The 7,526-nt window shown below is 36.1% G+C and carries 8 protein-coding genes; all 8 read left to right on the top strand.

Annotated elements, in window-relative coordinates; translation table 11 throughout:
- Positions 1-1,174 precede the first annotated feature (1,174 nt).
- A complete protein-coding gene (locus H592_RS0111120) occupies positions 1,175-2,143 on the top strand; it encodes a TRAP transporter substrate-binding protein (RefSeq protein ID WP_028868848.1) in 969 nt (322 codons plus the stop codon).
- 155 nt (positions 2,144-2,298) lie between these two features.
- The gene (locus tag H592_RS0111115; RefSeq protein ID WP_028868847.1) at positions 2,299-2,856 is read left to right on the top strand and encodes a TRAP transporter small permease; all 558 of its coding nucleotides are present in this window, start codon (positions 2,299-2,301) and stop codon (positions 2,854-2,856) included.
- 3 nt (positions 2,857-2,859) lie between these two features.
- The gene (locus H592_RS0111110; protein ID WP_028868846.1) at positions 2,860-4,164 is read left to right on the top strand and encodes a TRAP transporter large permease; all 1,305 of its coding nucleotides are present in this window, start codon (positions 2,860-2,862) and stop codon (positions 4,162-4,164) included.
- A 4-nt stretch (positions 4,165-4,168) separates the two neighbouring features.
- Entirely contained in the window at positions 4,169-4,696 is a 528-nt protein-coding gene (locus tag H592_RS0111105; RefSeq protein ID WP_028868845.1) for a winged helix DNA-binding protein, read from the top strand.
- Positions 4,697-4,761: 65 nt separating this feature from the next.
- Positions 4,762-5,499 (top strand): 5-oxoprolinase subunit PxpA, encoded by a 738-nt coding sequence (locus H592_RS0111100; RefSeq protein WP_028868844.1) that lies wholly within the window; start codon positions 4,762-4,764, stop codon positions 5,497-5,499.
- Entirely contained in the window at positions 5,490-6,173 is a 684-nt protein-coding gene (locus H592_RS0111095) for a 5-oxoprolinase subunit B family protein (protein WP_028868843.1), read from the top strand. Before H592_RS0111100 ends, H592_RS0111095 begins: the two co-directional genes overlap by 10 nt.
- 19 nt (positions 6,174-6,192) lie before the next feature.
- Complete coding sequence (locus tag H592_RS0111090; protein WP_028868842.1) at positions 6,193-7,134, top strand: 5-oxoprolinase subunit C family protein; 942 nt, start codon at positions 6,193-6,195, stop codon at positions 7,132-7,134.
- A 119-nt stretch (positions 7,135-7,253) separates the two neighbouring features.
- Positions 7,254-7,526 (top strand): helix-turn-helix domain-containing protein (locus H592_RS0111085; RefSeq protein ID WP_028868841.1); only part of this gene is annotated, 273 nt, incomplete at its 3' end.

The raw sequence follows: 7,526 nt of genomic DNA, 5'->3' as shown, positions 1-7,526 counted from the left end.
TCATACGAACACTTTTATGTGTTTTAGCCAATTCTGAAAAGTCATGTTTTTTCATAGGTCACCAAAAGAATATAATCAGTTAATAATAATGAATACATTAGATCATATAATTAGGCGGAATGGTATTATAAGTTTTTCATTTTATCACCTTAAAAAATGATGACGTAATATAATAGTTCACTAATACTATGGCAATTTTTCATCTCAAAGTGATCTGTTATACAGTTATATATCAAATAAAATGACTGCATCGCTACGTAAACGGCACCTACCTTTTAACCGTTATCGTCACCCTGTAAATATTACTGTTAAGCTTTTGTTTGTAAAATGTTAAGAAAACTACCATTCATTTAAGTGATTTATTAAAAGTTATTCCTCATTTTTCTGTCAATTCCCATGGTGGATTCAACAATAAAGGGCCCTACATTCTAATTAAAACCTAGATCGCAGAATTATGCTTAATGATCTAGTTTGTTTAATTTAATCTAAATTGATCACAATCTATTAACTTATTAATAATATTTTAATGTGATCGACTTCGTTTTAAATGATTATAGAGATGAGTAATGTTTGTTTTAAATGTATTTCGTATGTATTTTGAATGTGTTTTGTATTCTGAGTTAATAGAAATTTTATACACTCTATTGAGTTTAACTGATAATGAGGGCTCAACTGGTTAATTAATTATTTTGTATCGTTACGATATGAATACCGTTTGATAAAAGATGATCGCAATATTATTAAACAGACATAGTTTCTAAATTTCAGTAAAAGTAATGAAACCACTGATTACAGTAACGAGTACCTATGATTATTGAATGAATTACGAAGCTTGTTTGGGTTTTCATAAATATGAAAAAAAGACGAATTGGAGGTGCTTTAAACTCAAAATTTGTTTTTAAATTTTTGTATTACATTGATGCAGTTGCTCTATCAAGTTGCTTAAATTAAGTAAAAAATTAATTTTCTGAGCAAAAAGAAGAAAAATAAAACTAATAACCAAATATAACAGTTAGTTATATTGTATTTTTCTCGTGTAGTCTAAATAAAATTTTACGGGTAATGAATTGGTGCATTTTATGCTCCTAATTCAAAATGGATGTAAATCGTATTCATATTATAAGTGATTTGAATTCGAGTTATTAATGTTGATCAATAAAGATAAGGATAATCTATGAAATCTATTTTTAAAATAGCAGCAATAACAGCTGCCGGCGTTATTTCTACTTCTGCTATATCTGCTACTCGATGGGATATGGCTACACCTTACGTAGATGCCACACACCATACTCAGAATATTCGTCAGTTTGCAGAGGATGTAAACGCAGCAACTAATGGAGATTTTGAAATCATCGTACATGCTGGCGCTTCTTTGATTAAACATAAAGAGATACCAAGAGCAGTTCGCACTCAACAAGTGCCGATAGGGGAAGTATTTATTGGGATATTAGGTAATGAAGATCCTATCTATAAACTTGATAACCTCCCTTTTTTAGCAACTAATTTTACTGATGCAAAAAAGTTATACGAAGTATCAAAGCCAATTATTGAAGCAAAACTAAACAAAAATGGATTAATGTTATTGTATTCTGTGCCTTGGCCTCCTCAAGGTGTTTACAGTAAAGAGCCACTAACTAGTATTGATAGTTTTAAAGGTGCAAAACTACGTGCTTATAGTTCCACCCTATCCCGTTTAGCCGTTTTACTTGAAGCTTCTCCAACAACGGTTCAAACCGTTGAAATTCCGCAGGCATTTTCAACTGGTATTATCGATATGATGATCACATCACCCACTACCGGCGTGAGTAGCCAGTCTTGGGACTATGTTGACAACTATACGGATGTACAAGCGTGGATCCCTAAAAATATGGTGATTGTTAATAAACGTTCATTCAAACGATTAGATAAATCGATGCAATCAGCATTGTTAACTGCCGCGGCTGCCGCTGAAAAGCGTGGTTGGGAATTGGCGATTAATGAAACTGAAATTAAAAATAAAGAGTTAATGGAGCATGGGGTTAAAGTTGTAGATCCAAATCCTGAATTAATCAAAGCACTTACAGCTGTAGGTGATCAAATGTCACAAGAATGGGCTGAAGAGGCTGGTGCAGAAGGTAAAGCGCTTCTTGCTGAGTATCAGTAATAAATAACGCCTTCAGTAACGTTTTACTTATTAAACGTTACTGTTGTGACTATATTTTACCCATCCCTCAGAGAATGTTAGTTAAATATACGTTTATATCCTGAGTAAAAATTAATCCCTATATTTTTTTATTGTTTACTGTAGGAGTATTCACGATGAGAACTTTATTGAATCGAATATATTTAATCACTGGTGCATTATCGGGGTTATGTATCATCGCTATCTGTTGCATTATTCTTGCTCGAGTAATGGGTCGCTGGGTGGGTATTGAAGTGCCTTCTAGTGATGATTTTGCTGGTTTTTTACTTGCCGCTTCTAGTTTTTTAGGGTTGGCTTATACCTTTCGTGAAGGTGGACATATTCGAGTGAGTTTATTCACCTCAAGATTACCACTTGTCATTAACAAATGGGTTGAAAGAATTATTTTAAGCTTAGGCTGCGTTTTAATTCTTTATCTTACTTGGCAACTTGCCTACTTTGTTTATGAATCTTATCTATTTGATGAATTATCTTCAGGTTATGTGCCTATCGAGCTTTGGCTTGTTCAGTTGCCTTTAGCTGTGGGCATGATTATTTTTTCTGTGGCAATTATTGATCAAACCTTTTGTCATTTGTTTTTTGGTGAAGAGCTACCAAAATCTGAAGAGGAAGTATTAGCTGAAAGTGCTCCGATTGATTTATCGCAAACTAACTCATTAAATAAAGGAGCGTAAATTATGAATGAGATAACTATCGGCTTTATATTAATTGGTATTTTATTTGCACTGTTAGCCAGTGGGGTTTGGGTTGCTTTTACCTTGATCGCTGTTTCTATCGCAGGTCTTATGATGCTGGGTAACGATAATTTTGGATTGCTTTATACCACATCAACTTGGGGGGCTGTATCAGATTGGTCGTTAGCTGCATTACCGCTATTCATTTGGATGGGTGAAATACTCTTTAGAACACGTTTATCAAAAGATCTATTTGAAGGTTTAACCCCCTGGCTAAGTAGAGTTCCAGGGCGTTTACTGCACGTTAATATTTTAAGTTGTGGTATTTTTGCTGCTGTTTCTGGTTCATCTGCCGCAACGGCTGCCACCATTGGTAAAATGACTCTGCCAGAATTAAAGCGTCAAGGATATGATGACAAAATGGCGATAGCGACTTTAGCCGGTTCAGGTACGTTAGGTTTACTTATTCCTCCTTCGATAATTTTAATCGTATATGGCGTCGCAGCAGAAGTGTCTATTGGGCGTTTGTTTATGGCGGGAGCCTTACCAGGTTTGATGTTAGTGATCATGTTTATGGGATACACTGCTTATTGGTCATCAAAGCATGGTGATGGTATTGCGCAACAAACCAAACAATATTCCTGGAAAGAAAAGTTTTCTTCCTTATTACGTTTAATACCCGTTAGTGTACTTATCTTATTTATTATTGGCTCTATTTACGCAGGTTTAACAACGCCCACGGAAGCAGCTGCATTTGGTGTGCTTGGATCTTTAGTACTAGCATTAGGTAGTGGTTCATTAACTTTTAATAGCTTTACTGAAAGTTTAATGGGGGCGGTGAAAACCTCATGCATGATTATTTTCATTCTAGCTGGGGCTGCTTTTTTAACAATGGCAATGGGGTTTATTGGTATACCAAGAATGCTAGCTGAAAATATAGCATTACTTAACTTGTCTCCTTATACCTTATTATTTTTACTGACTATCATGTTTGTTATTTTAGGTTGTTTTTTAGATGGTATTTCAGTTGTAGTACTCACCACTTCCGTTGTTCTCCCAATGGTTATTGAAGCTGGAATAGATCCTTTATGGTTTGGTATTTATATTGTTCTGGTTGTAGAAATGTCACAAATAACACCACCAGTGGGATTCAATTTGTTTGTTATTCAAAGCTTAACTGGACGAGATATATTGTTTGTTGCTAAAGCTGCTCTGCCATTCTTTTTCTTATTGGTTGCAGCTGTATTTATTGTCACCGTATTCCCTGAAATCGTAACCTGGCTTCCAAACTCAATGTCGAAAGGATAAATATATGCCCAAGCAAAAAAATAAGCCAACATCTGAGCACTTACCTATTTTGTCCTCTTCTCATTTAGTGGGTGAAAATGGGCTTGCGTTAAGTGAATTTGAATATGGATTAACCATGGTACACAACGCATTCCAACGTTGGACTCATTTATGTAGCAACGCTTGCGATCAGAATTTAAGTTCTTTGGATATTTTAGTGATTCATAATGTTTATCACAGAAAGAAGCCTAAGCGCATCACTGATGTAGCATTTACCCTAAATGTTGACGATACACATAACGTCTCATATTCAATAAGAAAAATGGTAAAAACTGGCATGCTTCAACATGAAAAAAGAGGCAAAGAAACATTTTATAGTGTGACTGACGAAGGTGAAGCCTTCTGCTTAGAGTATGCAAAAATTAGAGAAAAATGTTTAGTTCAAGCCTTAGAGCATATGTCTATCGACGATTCATTAGGGGAAACTGCTAAATTGATGAGAACGCTATCTGGTTTGTACGCACAGGCATCTCGAGCCGCAAGTTCTTTATAGCTGGTAGCCAGTATTGCTGATAGTTAATCGATGACTACAATTTAAATTTATTCAGGGGAATATAAATGCTTATTAATTGTGATATGGGTGAAAGTTTTGGTATCTGGAAGTTAGGTCAGGACGAACAGATCATGCCTTTCGTTGATATGGCGAATATAGCATGTGGTATGCATGCTTCAGATCCAAGTGTTATGTTACGAACAGTTCGTTGTGCAAAAGAACACGGTGTTCGTATTGGCGCACATCCTGGTTATGCAGATTTACAAGGTTTTGGTCGTCGTTTTATTGATATGCCATTGACTGATTTACAAGCGTTATTTATTTACCAGCTAGGCGCATTACAGGGAATTTGCAAGAGTGAAAATACCGCATTAAGTTATGTTAAGCCGCATGGTGCTCTTTATAATGCAATGATGAAGTCTGACGATATTTTTGTTGCTTTATTACAAGCACTTGCTAAATACGATGCAAAATTACCATTAATGGTGATGGCAGTTCCTGATTTTGCGCGTTATCAAAAATTTGCCTCTGAATACGGTATTACATTACTTTTTGAGGCCTTTGTTGACCGCACTTATCAAACAGATGGACGCTTAACGCCAAGAACTGAAGCCAATGCATGCCATACGAATTTAGAAGATATTTGTGATCAAGCCGTTCGTTTATTTAAAGAGCAATGCGTAATAAGTAAAGATGGAACAAGGGTCAGCATTAAAGCAGATACCTTGTGTATTCATGGAGATGGTGAATTGGCGGCTGAGATAGCAGAGGTTTTAAAAGTGAGATTGGCAGAATGCAAGTAAACCTTGTTAATGAAAATAGTGTCATTATCTACTTCTCCGATACCGTTTGTGCTGAAACAACCGATGAAATTACCTATGCTTGTCAGTTATTCAGATCTGAACTTAACGATACTCTTTCAGATATAGTGCCATCTTATACATCTATTCTACTTAGTTGTAATTTGCGTAAAACTGGATTACAAAATTTTGTAATCAATGTGCGTCGAGTACTAAACCAATTAGGTAATGTAGGCCTTACTAATCTGGTGCGTAATAAAATTGTACTACCTGTTTATTATGGTCAAGAAGTCGCACTTGACCACCGAGATGTCAGCTTACATACAGGCTTAGCATTTTCTGAAATAGTTAAACTACATACAGAAGAATGTTACCGAGTATTTGCAATCGGCTTTACACCTGGTTTTGCATTCTTAGGCAATACCCCAAAGCAAATGACAATACCTCGTAAGGCAAGCCCAAGGCTTAACGTTCCTAAAGGAAGCGTTGCGATAGCGGATAGGCAAACAGCTATTTATCCTAGTCAATCGCCTGGTGGTTGGCAAGTGATAGGGCGCACTCCAATAGATCTACTTGATGACTCAGAAGAGTGTTTAAGTAAATTTGCAATGGGTGATGAAGTCCGTTTTGAATCTATTGATAAACAAACCTTTTTGGCAATGGGTGGCCAACTGTAAATAAAAGAAGGTAAAAATTATGGCATTAGATATTGTTCAAGCAGGGCCATTAAGCTTATTGCAAGATCTTGGTCGCTATGGTTATCAAGATGTAGGTGTTACTCCGGGTGGAGCAATGGACACCCATGCCTTTCACTGGGCGAATAAATTACTAAATAATCCAGCTAATGCTGCACAAATTGAAATTACCATGGGGCCATTTAAAGCCTGCTTTAAACAAGCAACTAGTTTTGCATTATGCGGAGCAGATGTTGTTGCAACGTTAAATGGAAACAAAATTATACCTTGGAGTTCGTGGTTTGCTAAAGCAGGAGATATATTAGAAATTGGATATCCAAGGCAAGGGTTACGTAGTTACCTTGCGGTTAGTGGAGGTTTTTTTTGTCCTAAAACTTTTGGTAGCGTCAGTACTGTGATGCGAAATAAACTAGGCGGATTAAGCAAAAAAGGCAGTAAAGTAGCCAATGGCGATATAATACCTTTTATCGCAAAGGTTCAGCCCCATACGTGCAAAGTCCCTCAACAATTTATTCCTGAATACAAAAGCGTCATTAATATAGGTGTTTTAACTACATATCAATTCCACCAATTTAGTACTGAGGCAAAAAAAACATTCTTTAATGAATTGTATACGGTAACCTCAGAGATTGACCGAATGGGCTATAGATTGAAAGGCAAGCCAATTGAATTTGCTCAGCAGAGTTTCGTTTCTGAAGGTATTGCGTTGGGTGCTATCCAAATTCCAGCTAATGGACAACCTATTATATTAATGCGTGATCGACAAACCATTGGTGGATACCCCAAAATGGGATGTGTTTGCAATAGAGACTTAAATATTCTTGCACAAGCAACACCTGGTACTCAGATTCGCTTTTTTGAACAAGACTTATATGAAGCAGAAGCTGAGCTTCATCAAGAGCAGCATTATTTCTTTAAGGGGAAAAATGATAGGGACTATTAAAATATCGATTAAGCATTGATTTTTTCTAAAAAATAGGAATATATACCCGTGATCTTTGATAATGCTTTTCATTTGTAAAAAAAAATTGAAATTTAATTTTAAAAGATCACACTAAGGAAATGCAGATATCATTGACCGGCCAAGAGAAGCTAGCGTTAGAATCACGCCATAAAAAGTGCAGTGATAAACGGGAGTGCGACCGAATTAAAGCGATTCTATTATCGGATGAAGGTTGGTCAACGATAATGATTTCTCAGGCCCTACGAAAGCATCAATCCAGCATTGTTCGTCATTTAAATGAATATGCCGATAGTCAGAAGAAAACTTCAAATAATGGCGGCTCTGATAGTTACTTGGATAGTGCTCAAACCAAGCTGGTCATTAAGCACTTG

Origin of the sequence: Psychromonas arctica DSM 14288 (genome assembly GCF_000482725.1) — a bacterium.
GTDB lineage: Bacteria > Pseudomonadota > Gammaproteobacteria > Enterobacterales > Psychromonadaceae > Psychromonas > Psychromonas arctica.
This window is presented reverse-complemented; position numbering and strand designations above follow the sequence as displayed.